Source organism: Gemmatimonadota bacterium, from assembly GCA_022560615.1.
Taxonomy (GTDB): domain Bacteria; phylum Gemmatimonadota; class Gemmatimonadetes; order Longimicrobiales; family Gaopeijiaceae; genus UBA1138.
The window spans coordinates 36969-54432 of record JADFSR010000012.1 but is presented as its reverse complement, the minus strand read 5'-3'; the positions used below and the strand labels follow the sequence as shown (position 1 = coordinate 54432).

Sequence of the window (17464 nt, the reverse complement as noted above, 5' to 3'; positions counted from 1 at the left end):
CGCCTGGTTTCGACGGGCGAGGTGTCACCGGTCGAAGTCACTCAGGCTGCGCTCGACCGCGTGGAGCGATACAACCCGACGTTGAACGCGGTGGTTACGCCGAACGAGCGAGCGCTCGACGACGCGCGAGACCTCGAGGCGTCGCTCGCCGCCGGCGCGCAGCCCGGCCCCCTGTGCGGCGTCCCCGTCGGCATCAAGGACATCACCGACGTGGCAGGTCTGCGCACCACGTACGGCTCGCCGCTCTTTGTCGACAACGTTCCAGACGCGGACGCGCTCGTAGTCGAGAGGCTGCGCAGCGCTGGGGCCATCATTCTCGGCAAGACCAACACCCCGGAGTTCGCCGCCGGTGGCAACACCTTCAACGAGGTCTTCGGCCGCACGCGGAATCCTTGGAACCCGGCGCTGAGCGCGGGCGGCTCCACGGGGGGCGGGGCCGCCGCCTTGGCGAGTGGGATGATCGGAGTGGCGGAGGGCACCGACCTGGGTGGGTCGCTGCGGATTCCGGCGTCGTTTTGCGGGCTGGTCGGCATCCGCCCCTCACCGGGACTCGTACCGACGTACCCGACGGCTTGGCCGTGGGACGACCTGGCGGTGACCGGACCCATGGCGCGCACCGCGGGGGACGTCGCGTTGGCGCTTCGAGCCATGGCGGGACCCGACCCACGCTCCCCCATGAAGCAGCCGCTGAACGGGCGGGACTTCGTGGGCGCCGTTGCCGAAGCGAGACTCGAAGGGCTGAGGCTCGCGTACTGTCCTGACATCGTCGGCCTGGGCATCGACGCGTCCGTGGAGGAGCGCTGCCGTTCTGCCGCCTTCGGTCTCGCGGACGGTGGCGCCCGGGTCGAGCCGGTCGATCTCGCCTTCTCGGACGGCCGCAAGGCGTTCCTGCACCTGCGGGGCGTCTGGATGGTGGCGCACATGCGGGAGCACATGGACCGCCTCGCGGAGCTCGGTGACAACGTGCGCGGCAATATCGAGGCAGGCCTGAAAGTGACGACCGAACAGGTCGCCTGGGCACATGCGGTTCGCGGGCGAATGTGGGCGTTCTTCGAGCGGTTCTTCGAACGCCACGACTTCCTGTTGACCCCCTCGATGGCCGTTTCCCCGTTCCCGGTAGAGCAGAACTATCCGGAAACGGTGGGAGGCCGCGCGATGAAGACCTACGTGGACTGGATCGCTCCGACGTTCACGCTGAGCCTCACGGGCTTGCCCGTCGCTTCCGTCCCGTGCGGACTCGACGCAAACGGACTGCCCGTTGGACTCCAAGTGGTAGGTCCGCCCCTCGGAGAGGAGCGGGTCCTGGGGCTGTGTCGACTCATCCAGGAGGCGTACCCCATCGGGGGACCGGACCTGGAGGCGCTGGAGAGCGGCTCAGAGACCCAAGGTCGCGAAGACTGAGCTGGATGGGGAAGAAGATGCCAAGGCGTGGTATCGTATGATGTCGTGCGAAGCCCCCGGAGAGGGCATGGCAAGGGAGAAGAGATGAAGGCAGTCAACGACGTCGCGGTCCACCCTGACGGTCGCACGGAGGCCGAGGTAGCGGAGAACTCCGACCACGAATCGCGGGGCCGTCACGTCGCAGTGGCCGATCGCACGACCCACCCGGAGCGGGCCGGCCCGCTGCCGAGAACGCGGTTGAGCGAACGGGGGCACGCCCGGGAGGATCCCCGCCCTTTGTTCGACCCGAGGCGGGGATGGTTCCGCCGCTTGGAGCGGCGGGTCAGCAACGCCCTTGCTACTAGGGTCTTCCCGCGAGTGCAGGGTCTGTCCGGTCTCTACGACAGGCAGCTCAGAGCCGGCTTGGTCCTCTCGGAGACCGAGGTCGAGTTGGCCTCGCTGGCACCGGCGTTCGATGGTCTGCGCATACTCTTTGTCAGCGACGTTCACGCGGGTCCCTTCGTCTCCGCGAAAACGCTCGTGCACACCTTCCAACGTTTGCTTACCACCGAGCCCGACGTGATCCTGGTGGGCGGTGACCTCGTGACTGCCACCTTGGAGGACTTCGTCGAGAGCCGGGAGGCGTTCCGGAAGCTCCGGGCGCCCATGGGCGTCTTCGCCGTGCTCGGTAATCACGATCACTACACGAGGGACGCAGACCGACTCCGAGACATGATCGAGGACGTGGGTATCCGGGTGCTCCACAACCGCTCCGTCGCTCTGGAGCGCGGTGACGCCTCCCTGTCGCTGGTCGGGGTGGACGATCTGGTCGCAGGTCGGCCGAATCTCGAAGCGGCTCTGGCGGGCACACATGCTCCGGTCCTCCTTCTGGCGCACAATCCCGATCTCGCCTTCGACGCGGCCCGCAGCGGGGTGGCCTTGATGCTTTCGGGGCACACGCACGGTGGGCAGATCCGTGTTCCCGGCCTCCCCGTCCTGGTACGACAGAGTCGGTACCGCCTGGATGAAGGCCGCTATCGGGTCGGCCCGATGGATCTCGTGGTCAGCCGCGGACTCGGTGCGGCCGGGCTACCCGTCCGCTTCGCCTGTCCGCCTGAGGCCGTGCTGATCCGCCTACGGGCGGGCACTCCCTTTCTGAGCGGCTAACGTCGTCTCAGACACTCTCGCCTCCGAGGAACATCCAGGTTTCCACGACGGTGTCCGGGTTGAGGGAGATGCTGCCGATTCCCTCGTCGACGAGCCACCGGGCGAAATCGGGGTGGTCCGACGGCCCTTGACCGCAAATCCCGATATACTTGTCGCGACGAACGCAGGCCTTGATGGCCATGCTCATGACCGCCTTGACAGCTTCGTCGCGTTCGTCGAACAGGTGGGCGATTACCCCCGAGTCTCGGTCCAGCCCGAGGGTCAACTGCGTCAAGTCGTTGGACCCGATCGACATCCCGTCGAAGTGATCGAGGTACTGATCGGCCAGCAGCGCATTCGTCGGCAACTCGCACATCATGATGATCGTCAAGCCGTCCTCGCCCCGTCTGAGCCCGTTGGCGGCGAGCAGCTCTACGACGCTCTCCGCTTCGGCGACGGTTCGCACGAACGGGACCATGATCCAGATGTTGTCGAGGCCCATGTCGTTGCGAACCCTCCTGAGAGCTTGGCACTCGAGCTCGAAGCAAGGTCTGAAGCTCTCCTCGACATAACGAGATGCCCCGCGAAACCCGAGCATGGGGTTCTCCTCATGGGGCTCATAGGCGGCACCACCGATCAGGTTCGCGTACTCGTTCGACTTGAAGTCCGAGAGGCGAACGATGACCGGCTCGGGGGCGAAGGCCGCTCCGATCGTCGCGATCCCCTCGACGAGCTTGGTCACGTAGAAATCGACGGGATCCCCGTAACCCGCCATCTGTTCGCGGATCATCGCCTGCACTTCTGCGGGCTGGCTGTCGAACTCCAAGAGGGCCCTCGGGTGGACGCCGATCATGCGGTTGATGATGAACTCGAGGCGCGCGAGGCCCACGCCACTGTTGGGGATGGTCGCAAAGTCGAAGGCTTGGTCGGGGTTCCCCACGTTCATCATGATCTTGACGGGGATGTCGGGCAGTGACTCGACCTCGACCTCGGACTCCTCATAGGCGAGGAGTCCCTCGTAAATCACGCCGGTATCTCCTTCGGAGCAAGAGACCGTGACCTCGGTGTTGTCCCCGATGAGCTCCGTGGCATCCCCGCAGCCGACGACAGCCGGGACACCGAGCTCGCGGGCGATGATGGCAGCATGGCACGTGCGCCCTCCGCGGTTGGTAACGATGGCAGAAGCGCGTTTCATGATCGGCTCCCAGTCGGGATCGGTCATGTCGGTGACCAGCACATCCCCCCTCTGAACACGACCCATCTCTTTCACATCGTCGATCACCCGAACGGTACCCTGTCCTATGCGGTGGCCGATGGCTCGGCCGGTAAGCAAGACGCGCGACTTTTCCCTCAAGGCGAAGCGCTGCACCGAGCGGCCGGATCGGCTCTTGACGGTCTCGGGACGTGCCTGAAGAATGTGCAGCTTCCCGGTATTGCCATCCTTGCCCCATTCGATGTCCATGGCGCGTCCGTAGTGCTCCTCGATAACCAACGCCCGCCGTGCGAGAGCGATGACGTCGTCGTCAGTGAGCGAGAAGCTGGCCTGATCTTCCGGCGCCACGTCTACGACTCGGGTCGTTTCACCCGGCCTCGTCGCATCCCCAAACTCCATCTTTACCGCTTTCTGACCGAGCGTCCGCCGCAGAATCGGCTGTCTCCCAGCCCTCAAAGCCGGCTTGTAGACATAGAACTCGTCCGGATTGACCATCCCCTGTACCACGGTTTCCCCAAGCCCGTATGAAGAAGTGATGAAGACGACGTCTCGGAATCCCGAGTCGGTGTCGAGGGTGAACATCACGCCGCTGGCGCCCAGATCGCTCCGGACCATGTGCTGGACTCCGACTGACAGCGCGGCCTGATCGTGATCGAAGCCCTGGTGCACGCGGTACGAAATGGCGCGGTCGTTGAAGAGCGACGCGTAGACCTCGTGGATGGCTCGCAGCACGTTGGGCAGACCCGAGACGTTGAGAATCGTATCCTGCTGTCCGGCGAAGGAGGCGTCGGGAAGGTCTTCCGCCGTCGCCGACGAACGCACCGCGACCGAGATCTCGTGACCGCCGGACATCCGGTCCCAGGCCTCCGACACTTCGCCGGTGAGGCGTTCGGACAAAGTCGCCTCGCCGATCCACGCACGGATGTCGGCTCCGATCCGGGCAAGCTCGTCCACGTCGTCCACGTCGAGATGGCCCAGAACGTTCCCGATCCGTTGGTCAAGCCCGTTCTCAGCGAGGAAGTCGCGATAGGCGGCCGCGGTCGTCGCGAACCCGCCCGGAACGTCCACCTCGAGTCCGGAAAGCCGGCCGATCATCTCTCCCAGTGAGGCGTTCTTGCCGCCGACCGTGTCGACGTCGCTCAGGCGCAACCCTTCAAGAGGGAGTACATAAGAATCCATCTGCACCCCTTGTCTTCGGTCGAGATGACGGGGATAGTTGGCTACGACGGGGATAATTGCAGTGTAGCACTCCTAGGAGGAGGCGGAAACGGTGAAGCCGCGGACGGTGTTTTTCGTGTCTGACAACACCGGCGTGACCGCCGAGACGTTTGGCCAGAGCCTGATCGTTCAGTTCGACGGTCTCGAGTTCGACAAGGTCACCGTACCGTTCGTCTCGACCGTGGAGAAGGCACGGAGCACGGTACTCCGCATCAACAGGGCTGCCGAGGCGGACGGCTGCCGCCCCGTGGTGTTCAGCACGCTGGTGAGGGACGAGATCAGAAAGGTGCTGCGGGACAGCAACGGGCTCTTTCTGGATTTCTTCGATGCCTTTCTGGGTCCGTTGGAGAAGGAATTTCAGATGCCATCGGCGCACAGCACCGGTAGGGCACATGGCATCGCGGACCTGAAGGCCTACACGCACCGCATCGAAGCCACCAACTTCGTCCTAGCCACCGACGATGGCTGCAATCTCAAGAGTTACCATCAGGCGGACGTGATACTCGTGGGAGTGTCGCGGTCGGGGAAGACACCTACCTGCCTCTACCTCGCGCTCCAGTACGGTGTGTACGCCGCGAACTATCCGCTCACCGAAGACGAGCTCGAGGACGGCACGCTTCCCGCGGCGCTGATGGAGCACAGGAGCAAGCTATACGGCTTGACCATCTCTCCAGCCCGGCTCTTCCAGATTCGCAAGGAACGGCGTGCCCATGGCCGCTACGCGTCGCTGCCGCAGATCAACTTCGAGCTTCGCCAGGCCGAGAGGGTTTTTGCCCGCCACGGTGTGGCGTGTATCGACACGACGCAGACCTCGATCGAGGGGATCGCCAGCACCATCCTCGAAGCCACAGGAATAGAGCGCCGGCTCTGATTACGCGCTCTCCATGACGATCGCCGGCCTAGCAGCCCGTGGTGGAAGTACAGTGGGCCGCGCGCAGGGGTCTCGCGAGACCTGGAGTAGGCACGACGACGAGTCGTAGTTGTTCTACGGCGAGGAGGAGAAACGACCTCCAGGGCCGCGACCCCCCTGCGCCCAACACCATGTGTGCCATGACAGAACAGTATGTGGGTTACGGTGGCACGGCCCGCTGTACTTCCACCACGGGCTGCTAGCCACCGGGCCACTGCCTACCGTTGCCGGTGACACGGCGCTCCGGTACCGTGTGCGTTCCAGCTCCGACCTCGATGGACAAGACCGATGAAGACCCTACGCTCCGCCCTGCTCACGCTTCTCGTGACACTCGTTGCCGCTCCGGTGGCCACCCCCGCTGCCGCTCAAGAGAAGCGACCCCTGGACCACGCGGATTTCGACCGGTGGAATCGCATCCAGGACGACATCGTCTCCGCCGACGGTCGCTGGCTCGTCTACCGACTCGTGCCCGGAGACGGGGACGCGACGATGATCGTGCAGAGCTTGAACGATGATCGCTCCCTCACGATCGAGCGCGGAGCGCGGCCGGCGTTCACGAGCGATGCGCGGTACCTGATTGCCCTGGTCGCGCCGATGGAAGAAGCGGTTGACGCGGCCCGGGAGGCCAAGGGCGACCGAGAGGATGACGGAGACGCCCAGCCTCACGACTCCCTCGTAGTCGTCGACCTGGCGAAGCTATCCGTCACCCGGATGGCGAACGTGACCTCGTTCCGGCTTCCGGAAGACGACGGCAGCTGGATGGCCTACCTGCTCGAGGCTGACGACGACGAAGAGGAAGAGTCTTCCGAGGAGCCGGCCGCGCAGGAGGGAGACGAAGAGGAGGATGCGGAGGTGCCCCGCGTCGACGATGGCACGGCACTTGTCGCTCGAGCCCTGAACTCGGGACGCGAGTGGCGCTTCGAGCACGCGGTGGAGTACGCGTTCGCAGCCGACGGTTCGACTCTCTTCTACACGGCCTCGGGCGACGACGGCGCCTCAGACGGGGTCTTCCGCGTGGATGGGAGCGGAGCCTCCGAGGCTGTGAGCACGGGCGAGGGGCGCTACGTCGAGCTCGCGGTCTCCGATGACGGCACCGTAGCCTTCCTGACCGACCGGGACGACCGCGAGGACGAGGCTCCGGATTTCGCACTCTACGTGGCAACGGACGGCGAGGCTACGGCCCGAGCGAGCCTGGGTACGGCGGGGCTGCCCAGCGGGTGGGCTCCGAGCGACAACGGCAGCCTCTCGTTCTCAGAGTCCGGCCGGCGGGTCTTCTTCGGCACGACGCACGCGCCCGAGCCCGAACCCGAGGACGAGACTCCAGAGGACGAACGGGTCGTTGTCGACATCTGGAACTGGAAGGACCCGTACCTGCAGCCGATGCAGTTACTGCAGCGGTCTCAGGAGGAAGATCGCACCTACCGGGCGGTGCTGGACCTGCCGAGCGGTCGCGTCGTTCAGCTCGCCACCGAGGACGTTCCCTCCGTCTCAGTCGCCGACCGCGGCGACGGAGCTGTCGCGCTCGGCACGAGCAACCTCGAGTACCGCCAGCTCGTTTCCTGGGATGGACGCTACTCGGACTTGTACTTGGTCGACGTCGAGGATGGTGGAACGCGGCGGATTGCGGAGATGGTGCGTGGCTCCGCGAGCCTTTCTCCCGGTGGCAAGTACGTGACTTGGTGGGACGGCTTCGAGACGGCGTGGTTCGCGGTCGACGTCGAGAGCGGCGAGCGGACCAACCTCACGGAGAATCTCGGCGTACCGGTCCACGATATCCTCGACGACCATCCGGACGCGCTGCGCTCGTACGGATCCGCGGGTTGGACTCGAGGGGACGAGGCGTTCATCGTTTACGATCGCTTCGACGCATGGTCGATCGACCCGACAGGCAGTACCGCGCCTCGCAACCTGACCGAAGGTGTGGGCCGGCAGTCCGACATCCGCTTCCGCGTGCTCGACCTGGACCCGGACGATCCCTACGTGCCGACCGACTCGGACGTGTACCTGACCTCCTTTCATCTGTATACGAAGGCGAGTGGCGTCTACCGGGACCGCTTCGACGGCAACGGAGTGCCTCAGAAGCTCGTGATGGACGACGTGCGCTTCGCGGCTATCCGCAAGGCCGAGTCCGCGGACGTGATCCTGTATGAGCGATCGACCTTCGAGGAATTTCCGGACATCTGGGTGGCCGATGCCGACTTCGCAGACGCGCGCAAAGTAACCGACGCCAATCCTCAACAAGACGAGTACCTGTGGGGCACCGCCGAGCTCGTAGAGTGGACCTCGAACGACGGCATCCCGCTGCAGGGCATCCTGTACAAGCCCGAGGACTTCGACGCGTCGAAGAAGTATCCGATGATGGTGTACTTTTACGAACGCAACTCGGACGGGCTCCACTCGTACACGGTGCCCGCGGCCGGTAGGTCCTCGATCAACCGCAGTTTCTATGTCAGCCGCGGTTATCTGCTCTTCGTGCCGGACATCCCGTACGCAATCGGGTACCCCGGGGAGAGCGCCCTCGACGCAGTCGTGCCCGGTGTCTTGCGACTGCTCGATCAGGGCTTTGTCGATCGCGACAAGATCGGCGTGCAGGGGCACTCCTGGGGTGGGTACCAGATCGCGTACATGGTGACGCGTACAGACCTGTTCGCCGCTGCCGAAGCGGGAGCTCCCGTCGCCAACATGATCAGCGCGTACGGCGGCATCCGCTGGGGTACGGGGATGAGCCGCATGTTCCAATACGAGCGCACGCAGAGCCGGATCGGCGGGTCGCTGTGGGAGCAGCCGCTCCGCTTCATCGAGAACTCGCCGATCTTCACGGCGGACAAGATCAAGACCCCGCTGCTCATGATGCACAACGACCAGGACACGGCGGTACCGTGGGAGCAGGGCATCGAGCTCTTCGTGGCGCTCAGGCGACTCGGTCAGCCGGCGTGGATGCTCAACTACAACGGTGAGGAGCACGGGCTACAAAAGTCCCAGAACCAGCGTGACTGGGCGATGCGCATGCAGCAGTTCTTCGACCACTACCTCATGGACGCGCCAGCGCCCGTCTGGTTGGAGGAAGGCGTGCCGGCCATCCTGAAGGGCAAGGAGCTTGGGCTGGGACTTACGCGGAAGCGCGTGATCTCCGAGCAAGGCGAGGATCGCCGGTGAGTGCGGGGAGCGGAACCATGTCGACCGATCGCAGGGACTTCCTGAGACTCACAGCGGCCACCGCCGGTACCCTGGCGCTGGGAATCACCCCCCAGGCACTCGCGGCCTGGCACGTTCCGCGCCCGGCTCCGCCGGCAAGGAGGGCGATCAGGATCCTCATCCTCGGCGGCACCGGCTTCATCGGGCCCTACCAGGTTCGCTACGCCCTGGAACGAGGCCACACCGTCACCCTCTTCAATCGTGGACGCACCAACACGCACCTCTTCCCCAGGGTGGAACGCCTGGTGGGAGACCGGAACGGCCAGCTCGACTCCCTCGCAGGACGGACTTGGGACGCCGTAATCGACAACTCTCGGTCCAACCCCGAGTGGGTGCGCCTGTCTGCCGAGTTCTTGAAGGACTCCGTGGACCGGTATTTTTACGTTTCGTCGCGCTCGGCCTACGTCGATACGAGCCGCGTCCCGATGACCGCAGACGCCCCGACGTATACCTATGAGACCGCCGGTGTCAGCCGGGATGCCGAGCGGTTGCCCTACGGCCTCGCGAAAGCGCTCTCGGAGAGACAGGCCCAGCGGATCTTCGTGGGACGTGCGAACATCGTGCGGCCCGGGCTCATTATCGGCCCCGACGACGAGTCGGACCGCTTCACCTACTGGCCGGTGCGCATCCATCGGGGCGGCGAGGTGCTGGCCCCGGGTGATCCGTCCGATCCCGTGCAGATCATCGACGTGCGCGACCTGACCGAGTGGATGATCCGCATGGCGGAGGACGGCACGACCGGAGTGTTCAACGGGATAGGTCCCAGGACGCCGCGTCCGATGGCCGAGCTCCTCTACGGGATCCGGAGCGTGACCACCGCAGAGACAACCTTCACCTGGGTGAACCTCGACTTCCTCACCGAGATCGGCATCCGCCCGTACTCCCACATGCCCGTCTGGAGGCCCCCCACCCAGGGATTCGAGGGCTTCGCCAGATTCGACCTCACGCCGGAGATCGAGGCCGGGCTGACGTTCCGGCCCCTCGCGGTCACCGCCCGCGAGACGCTCGAGTACCACTTCTCCCGATCACCTGAGCGTCAGGCGAACCTGCGGGCAGGCATCTCCGCCGAGCGCGAAGCCGAGGTACTGGCCGCCTGGCACGCCCGCCGCTAGAGCTAGAGCTAGAGGCGAGTCGCTCTTTCTCGAGGCCCTTCGACACTACCGGAAGGCCCGACATCGAACAGACCCAGCGGACCTCGACGCCAACCTGATTCGAGCTTGGAGCCGAGGTCCAGCCGGGCACGACTCCTACACTGAGTCCGGAGTCATCTCCACGACCTCGGAAATCTCGAGGAAGGGTACCTGCGCCCGCTCGTTGAGGTCCTTCACCGCGGAGAGGTCAGCGGCTTCGAAGTAGCAATGCGTCTGCTCCGACTCGGGCAGGAAGAAGCTCCTGACCCAGCGCACATCGAGTCCCTCACTCCGCATCTCCGCGGCGCAGGACTTCACGCGAACCCCCGCACCGTGGACGCCATCGGGGGTGATCCCGGGTAGCGTGCGCTTCACGACGAACATGGTCATCTCACACCTCCTTGAAGTGCATCGGGGCATTAGTCCCCGACATCGTTCGAGCTCGGCTCCAGCGGCTCGAGCAAGCCGTACAGATCCGATGCGTAAACCCGGATCGCCCTCTCCCCCGCGATGCGGAAGGCCGCCAGCTTGCCCGTCCGGATGTAGCCCCGGATCGTCTGCTGATGGACGCCCAGAGCCTCGGCCGCCTCGTCGACGCTGAGCAGGGCCCCCTTCGCCGGACCTGCTCCGGCGGGAGGCTCCCGTCGGCTGTCCCACTCCACGAGCGCAGCCCGCCAGTCGGCGTCATCGAAATCGTAACGATCCCTCAACTCTCCAATGAGACCCCCGTCCGAAACTCCCAGCGCGGCCAGAATGTGTACCAGGCGGACCCGCGACTCGGTGTCCGTCCTCGCGATCGCGGAAGCCTGCTCGAAGACGTCCACCGCGGCACTCGAGTACCGGGGACGCACATCCCGCCCGCCGTTCAGGTTCGGGACGGCGGGATGCGTCGACAGATCGACCGTGATGGGGCCGAAGCTCGCGACCCCCAGCTTCGAAACCGCCTGAAGCGCGCCCAGCAGCAGGTCGTCCGGCGTGACCTCGGGATCCGTGCGGTTCTTCGCATACGCGATCGCGTTTGCTGTCGCGTTGAGGACTAGATCAGGCATCGAATCCGTAAGTGATACTCATGTATTATCAGGCATTATCAGATAATATCACTCACGTGCCGGCGCAAGGGGGGGGACGCGGCAAGCACTCCGCGGCGGTCTGGGTGGCTTCGCGGTGTGGATGGGCTGCATGACCCCGAAAATCTGAGCGTTCTCTGTGGATCCCCTCTCGGGACCCGCAACCAGCTCACACACTCGGCATCCTCCTTGCCGTCGTCCCGCTTCGCACGGCATCTTGCGCGCCATCTTCATCGACGGCCGGAGGTTCTGATGAACGCGAAACCCGACGCAGGCGGCGTGTCCCGCAGCTGGAGGATATCGGCCACGGTAGCCCTCGGCGTCCTGCTCGTCCCACCCGCACCAGGCGTTTCCCAGCACGTCAATGAGCGGCCCGGGACCGACCCCGAAGCATGGCGCTACATCGGCGGGGATGCCGGACACACGCGATCCACGCCTCTGGATCAGATCGACGCGTCGAACTTCGCCGACCTCGAGATCGAGTGGATCTGGAGGAGCGGCAGCTTCGGGCCTGGGCCCCCGCGCTCCACGCCCGTTTACGCGGACGGGAAGCTGTTCACGGTGGCCGGGGCGCGCCGTCACGTGGTGCGGATCGACCCCTCCACGGGAGAGACGCTGTGGACGTTCCGACTGCCCAACACCTTCCGTTGGGAGTACTCCATGCGGGCGCCTTGGGGGAAAGGGATCGCATACGCGGAGGTCGACGGTAGGGGAGTCGTCTACGTTACGACCCCAGCGTTCTTCCTCTATGCCCTCGATGCCGAGACGGGCAGGCCTCTCGACAACTGGGGCACGCCCGTGCCGCTGGATGGCTTTCCAAAGACCGGCGTGGTCGATCTCCTGCCCGACCTCCTCGCCGACTGGGGTCCTTGGAAGGAGTGGGACGAGCCGTACGACCCGTATTACGGGATCCCGCTGGCGCTCGGGTACATCACCAGCTCTTCACCGCCGATCGTCGTGAACGGGACCGTCGTGGTGGGCAACTCGGCCGAGCAGGGCTACAACCAGACGCGCATCCAGAACGTGCCCGGTGACATCCTGGGCTACGACGCCAGAACGGGCGCGCACAAGTGGAAGTTCCACGTGATTCCGCGGCCGGGCGAGTTCGGCCACGAGACGTGGGAGAGCGACGCGTGGAATTGGACGGGGGACGTCTCGTCGTGGGCACCGATGGCGGCGGACCCCGAGCGCGGAATCGTCTACATCCCTACGAACCCGCCCACGATCGACTTCTATGGCGGCTTCCGCCCGGGGGACGGCCTGTTCGGAACGAGCCTCATCGCACTCGATGTCGAGACCGGCGAGCGCGTGTGGCATTTCCAGATGGTCCATCACGACGTCTGGAACTACGACACCTCCACAGCCCCGATCCTCATGGACGTCACGGTGGACGGGAAGAGAATACCGGGGGTGTTCCAGGCCACGAAGCAGGCATTCCTCTATGCATTGAATCGGGAGACGGGCGAGCCCATCTGGCCCATCGAAGAGCGCCCGGTGCCCCAGTCGAAGATTCCCGGCGAGCAGCTATCGCCCACTCAACCATTCCCGACCAAACCCGCGCCGTACGACAAGCAGGGCTTCACGGTCGACGACCTGATCGACTTCACGCCGGAGCTGCGACAGGAAGCGCTCGAGATCATCGCGGATTACGAGCTCGGTCCGCTCTTCAACCCGCCCATCCACAGTACGAATACCGAGGGATCGAACGGATCGATCTGGTGCCCGGGTGAGCTCGGCGGAACCAACATCACGGGCCCCCCGGCGGCCGACCCCGAGACCGGGATCATCTACACCATCTCTCGCACGAACTGCGGCTGGCGGCTCGTGGTCCCGGGCGTGGAGCGGGACGCAATGCTCGAGCGGCCGACGGGAACGACGATCGCGGACTTCGCCGTCGGTAGGGGTACGCCGGGCGGCGTGCCGGGTCCCCAGCGTCTGCCATTGGAGAAGCCGCCGTACAGTAGAATCACCGCGATCGACCTCAACACCGGGGAGCACCTGTGGTGGATCCCCAACGGGGGCACACCGAAGTACATCCAGGATCACCCGGCGCTGCAGGGGCTCGATATCCCAGCGACCGGGAACTTGGGCCACTCAGCGATGATGGTCACGCCAGATATGCTGCTCCACACGGCGATCGGCGACGACGGAGAGACGCCTTTCCTCTTCGCGGTGGACAAGGCGACGGGCGAGCGTCTCGGCGGTCTCGAGACTCCGGGCCTTGGCATGTACGGCATGATGTCCTACATGAACGAGGGTCGGCAGCGCATCGTCCTGCAGACACCGGGGCAGCTAGTGGCACTCAGCCTGCCGTCGCGGTGATGCAGGCGGTCCTGGGGTGATGCAGGCGGTCTTGGAGAGAACGGAGCGGTAGACCAGATGAAAAAGAACGAGCCAAAAAGCGGGGGTCTCACGAGGCGCGATTTCCTGGAAGGCACCGGGGCCGTGCTGGTCGTCGCCGGCGCTGCGCCCAAGCTAACCGCAGCGGAGCCCCGGAGCGCGACCGTCGCCCGACAGGAAGCCGAGGCCGTCCCTCGGACTCTGATCCGCCTTACCGTCAACGGCACCGAACACCGGGTCGAGGTCGAAGATCGCTGGACGCTCAACGAGCTGCTCCGGGACCACATCGAGCTCACGGGTTCCAAGATCGGCTGCAATCGCGGCGAATGCGGCGCGTGCACGGTGCTGCTGGATGGTGAGCCGATCTATTCGTGCAGCACGCTCGCGGTGTGGGCGGACGGTCGCGCCGTCGAGACCGTGGAGGGGCTCGAGCGGGACGGCGAGCTCACGCCGTTGCAACAGGCCTTCATCGATCACGACGCGGCCCAGTGTGGCTTCTGCACGCCCGGTCAACTGATGACGGCGACCGCGTTGCTGGAGCGGAACTCCCGCCCGGCCGCGGACGAGGTGCGCGAGGCGTTGGTCGGCAATCTCTGCCGCTGTTCGAACTACAACGCGATCGTGGAGGCGGTGTTGGCGACTGCCCAGACCGCGGGATCGACCGCGGGATCGGGAGGCGCGCCATGAGCCAGGAGCAAGCGAGGGGACCCGTCGGGCCGATGAACACAGTCGGGCACAACGTCCCGCGCATCGACGCCTACGAGCGGGTGACGGGAAAGGCCACCTATACGGGCGACGTCCGGCTCCCGGGCATGCTGTACGCGCGAGTCCTGCGGAGTCCGCATCCTCACGCGCGCATCCGCAGCCTCGACGTCTCGAGGGCCGAGACGCTGCCGGGCGTACGTGCGGTCATCACGCACGAGACACACCAGCTGATTTACAGCTCGGGCTCGATCGCCGGGGGGCGACAGTACAGCGACGCCGCCAAGGACATCACCGAGCACGTTCGGTACATGTTCGACAACCCGGTCCGCTACGTTGGCCAGCCGGTGGCGGCGGTAGCCGCGGTCGATCGGCACGTGGCCGAGGAGGCGCTCCAGCTCATCGACATCGACTACGAAGAGATGCCTTTCGTGATCGATCCCGAGCAGGCGCTGGAGCCGGGGGCTCCTCCCATCTGGCCCGAGGGCAACCTCGCGCTGGACTATCAGAACCAGGCGAGACCGATGGTGCGGCGGGTCGGAGACATCGACGCGGGCTTCCGGGCCGCCGACCAGCTGTTCGAAGATCGGTATACGACTGCTTTCGTGCAGGACGCCCAGATGGAGCCCCGCTGCGCGCTGGCGCAGTGGCAGGGCGACAAGGTCACGATCTACACGCCGACCCAGGGCATCTCGAACTGCCGTCACGACAACGCGCGAGATCTGGGTCTCGAAGACCATCAAGTACAGATCATCTGCAAGTACATGGGCGGTGGCTTCGGCGACAAGAACGGCAGCTACTACTTCGACCTGATCGCCGCGATGCTGGCGAAAGAGGCGGACGCCCCGGTGTTGCTCGAGTTGACCAGGAAGGATGACTGGCTGGGTACGCACGGGCGTTGGCACACCGTTCAGGACTACAAGGTGGGCGTGAAGCAGGACGGGACGGTGACGGCGATTCAGCTGCACGGCTACAGTGGCATGGGTCCGTACCTGAGACGATCGGGCGGCATCAGCGGGATCGAGGTATACGCGTGCCCCAATAGCGAGCGGGTGATCTACCCGGTGCACACCAACCGGATGGTGTCGGGCAACTTCCGGGCGCCCTCGGATCCGCAGGGGTACTTCGCGATGCAGTCGATGATGGACGACATCGCGTATAAGCTGGGCATGGACCCGGTGGACTTCGCGAAGCAGAACATGCTGCGGCCGACCGAGGACGTGCGCTTCACGAACTACTCGATGGAAGAGTGCATCGACCGAGGTGTGGAACTCTTCGACTGGCAGAGCCGGCGGCGTTCCGAACCCGGCTCGGACCCGGGACCCGTCAAGCGCGGGGCGGGCATGTCGTTCATGATGTTCCGGTCCGGGGTCGGCCCGAGCAGTGCGATTCTGCGCGTGGACTCCGAGCAGCGGTACACGCTGTTCGTCGGCGTCACGGACATCGGCCCCGGGGCCAAGACGACGATGGCGATGATCGCCGCCGAGGAGCTGGGTGTGCCGTTGTCGCAGGTGGAGGTCGTCTGGGGCGATACCGATCGCTGCCCGTATTCAGTGGGCGAGTCGGGGAGCCGGACCACGACCCAGACAGGCTACGCCGTCGTCCAGGCCGCTCAGGATCTCAAGGCCCAGATCGCCGAGGCGGGGATGCCACGGCGTGCCGACGTGTTGATCGCATCGGCGACGCCGACCCCGAGCACGCAGGGGAGGCGGCGCATGTGCTTCGGCGCGCACTTCGTGGAGGTGGAAGTGAATGTTCAGCTCGGCCACGTGCGGATCACGAAATACGTGGCGGTCCACGAGTCCGGACGCATTCTCAATCCGCTTCCCGCCAGGGACCAGATCCGCGGCGCGGCGTTGCAGGGGGTCGGACAGGCCTTGCACGAGGATCTCCTGTACGACGCTCGCAACGGGCACCCGCTCACGGCGGGGTACTACGGCGCGCGGCACCTGACACATCTGGATGCGCCGGAAATCGAGGTCACGTTCATCGAGACCGACGACGGCTTCGGGCCTTACGGCGCGAAGACGGTCGGCGAGGCGGGCATCATCCCGGGCCCGGCCGCGGTGGCCAACGCGATCTTCAACGCCATCGGGCACCGGATGAAAGACCTGCCCATCACGAGGGACAAGATTCTGGGAGCGCTCTCATGAAAGCCTTTGCCAACCAGAATGCCCGAAGCCTGGAAGAAGCGGTCACACTGGCGCGGCAGGCGCTCGAGGGCGGCCAATCGGTGTCCTTCGCAGCGGGCGGCACCGATCTGCTTCAGCTCATGAAGGACAGGGTCGTGAATCGGCCGGGATCCGACCTGCCGGACGTGCTCGTGAACCTCAAGACCGTAGACGGGCTCGATCAGGTGACGTCGAGGGGGCAGGACGGAGTGACCGTAGGCGGGATGATCACGCTCGACGCGCTCAGCGGGCATGCGCTCGTTCGTGACCAATTCAGCGTGTTGGCCGAAGCCGCCGAAAGCGTCGCGACTCCCCAGATCCGCAAGGCCGGCACCTTGGCCGGAAACGTGTGTCAGCGACCCTGGTGCTGGTACTATCGCAACGGATTCACGTGCTACAAGGCGGGCGGCAGCGTGTGCTTCTCGGTGCGCGGCGAGAACCAGCTCCACGCGATCTTCGGCGGCGGACCGAGCTTCATCGTTCATCCCTCGGACGTAGCGCCTGCACTCGTCGCGCTCGACGCGAGCTTCCGGATCGTAGGGCCCGAGGGTGAGCGTACGCTGTCGGGAGCGGACTTCTTCGTGCTTCCGCGCCAGGACGCAGAACACGAGAACGTGCTCGGGGACGACGAGGTACTCGCGTCTGTCGAGCTTCCCGCACCCGGAGCTGGCGTGCGCAGCACGTTTCACAAGGTGATGGATCGCGAGGCGTGGACGCACGCGTTGGTGAGTGCCGCCGTCGTGCTGGAGATGGACGGCGACGTCTGCCAGGGCGCGAGGATTGTGCTGGGCGGCGTGGCTCCCATTCCGTGGCGCGTCCCGGAGGCAGAGAGGCTGCTGGCGGGCAGCCGCGTCACGCCGGAGCTCGCTCGCGAGGTGGGGACGGCTGCCGTGGCAGGAGCGAGGGCCATGTCGAAGAACGCATACAAGCTCCCTCTGACTCGACAAGTGGTGGAGCAGACAGTCCTGTCACTCGCCACGTCCGCCTAGCAG

12 protein-coding genes are annotated in these 17464 nt (G+C 65.4%); 9 read left to right on the top strand and 3 right to left on the bottom strand.

Going from position 1 to position 17464, the window contains the following annotated elements:
• The first annotated feature begins 21 nt into the window (after positions 1-21).
• Both IIB36_08980 and IIB36_08975 read left to right on the top strand, forming a co-directional pair.
• Positions 22-1401, top strand: coding sequence for an amidase (locus tag IIB36_08980; GenBank protein MCH7531874.1), 1380 nt, complete (start codon positions 22-24; stop codon positions 1399-1401).
• Between the two features lie 84 nt (positions 1402-1485).
• A complete protein-coding gene (locus tag IIB36_08975) occupies positions 1486-2547 on the top strand; it encodes a metallophosphoesterase (GenBank protein ID MCH7531873.1) in 1062 nt (353 codons plus the stop codon).
• Positions 2548-2554: 7 nt separating this feature from the next.
• On the opposite strand, the gene ppsA is transcribed toward IIB36_08975, so the two are convergent.
• Positions 2555-4918, bottom strand: coding sequence for a phosphoenolpyruvate synthase (gene ppsA, locus IIB36_08970; GenBank protein ID MCH7531872.1), 2364 nt, complete (start codon positions 4916-4918; stop codon positions 2555-2557).
• 91 nt (positions 4919-5009) lie between these two features.
• Here ppsA and IIB36_08965 point away from each other — a divergent pair, with 91 nt between their 5' ends.
• The 3 genes from IIB36_08965 to IIB36_08955 all read left to right on the top strand — a co-directional run bounded on the left by IIB36_08965 (position 5010) and on the right by IIB36_08955 (position 10174).
• Entirely contained in the window at positions 5010-5828 is an 819-nt protein-coding gene (locus IIB36_08965) for a kinase/pyrophosphorylase (protein ID MCH7531871.1), read from the top strand.
• Between the two features lie 327 nt (positions 5829-6155).
• Positions 6156-9023: a S9 family peptidase gene (locus tag IIB36_08960; GenBank protein ID MCH7531870.1), complete on the top strand. Its 2868-nt coding sequence runs from the start codon at positions 6156-6158 to the stop codon at positions 9021-9023.
• Positions 9024-9040: 17 nt separating this feature from the next.
• Positions 9041-10174: an NAD-dependent epimerase/dehydratase family protein gene (locus IIB36_08955; protein ID MCH7531869.1), complete on the top strand. Its 1134-nt coding sequence runs from the start codon at positions 9041-9043 to the stop codon at positions 10172-10174.
• A 135-nt stretch (positions 10175-10309) separates the two neighbouring features.
• Here IIB36_08955 and IIB36_08950 read toward each other — a convergent pair whose 3' ends face one another.
• Both IIB36_08950 and IIB36_08945 read right to left on the bottom strand, forming a co-directional pair.
• The gene (locus IIB36_08950; protein MCH7531868.1) at positions 10310-10582 is read right to left on the bottom strand and encodes a DUF4242 domain-containing protein; all 273 of its coding nucleotides are present in this window, start codon (positions 10580-10582) and stop codon (positions 10310-10312) included.
• Positions 10583-10611: 29 nt separating this feature from the next.
• Positions 10612-11241 (bottom strand): helix-turn-helix domain-containing protein, encoded by a 630-nt coding sequence (locus IIB36_08945; protein MCH7531867.1) that lies wholly within the window; start codon positions 11239-11241, stop codon positions 10612-10614.
• 270 nt (positions 11242-11511) lie between these two features.
• Here IIB36_08945 and IIB36_08940 point away from each other — a divergent pair, with 270 nt between their 5' ends.
• Genes IIB36_08940 through IIB36_08925 form a run of 4 tightly spaced genes read left to right on the top strand, consistent with a single transcriptional unit; the run spans position 11512 to position 17461 of the window.
• Positions 11512-13581 (top strand): PQQ-binding-like beta-propeller repeat protein, encoded by a 2070-nt coding sequence (locus IIB36_08940; GenBank protein MCH7531866.1) that lies wholly within the window; start codon positions 11512-11514, stop codon positions 13579-13581.
• A gap of 57 nt (positions 13582-13638) precedes the next feature.
• Entirely contained in the window at positions 13639-14286 is a 648-nt protein-coding gene (locus IIB36_08935; protein ID MCH7531865.1) for a (2Fe-2S)-binding protein, read from the top strand.
• The gene (locus tag IIB36_08930; GenBank protein MCH7531864.1) at positions 14283-16454 is read left to right on the top strand and encodes a xanthine dehydrogenase family protein molybdopterin-binding subunit; all 2172 of its coding nucleotides are present in this window, start codon (positions 14283-14285) and stop codon (positions 16452-16454) included. The genes IIB36_08935 and IIB36_08930 overlap by 4 nt, the downstream gene beginning before the upstream one ends.
• Positions 16451-17461 (top strand): FAD binding domain-containing protein, encoded by a 1011-nt coding sequence (locus IIB36_08925; protein ID MCH7531863.1) that lies wholly within the window; start codon positions 16451-16453, stop codon positions 17459-17461. The genes IIB36_08930 and IIB36_08925 overlap by 4 nt, the downstream gene beginning before the upstream one ends.
• Positions 17462-17464 lie beyond the last annotated feature (3 nt).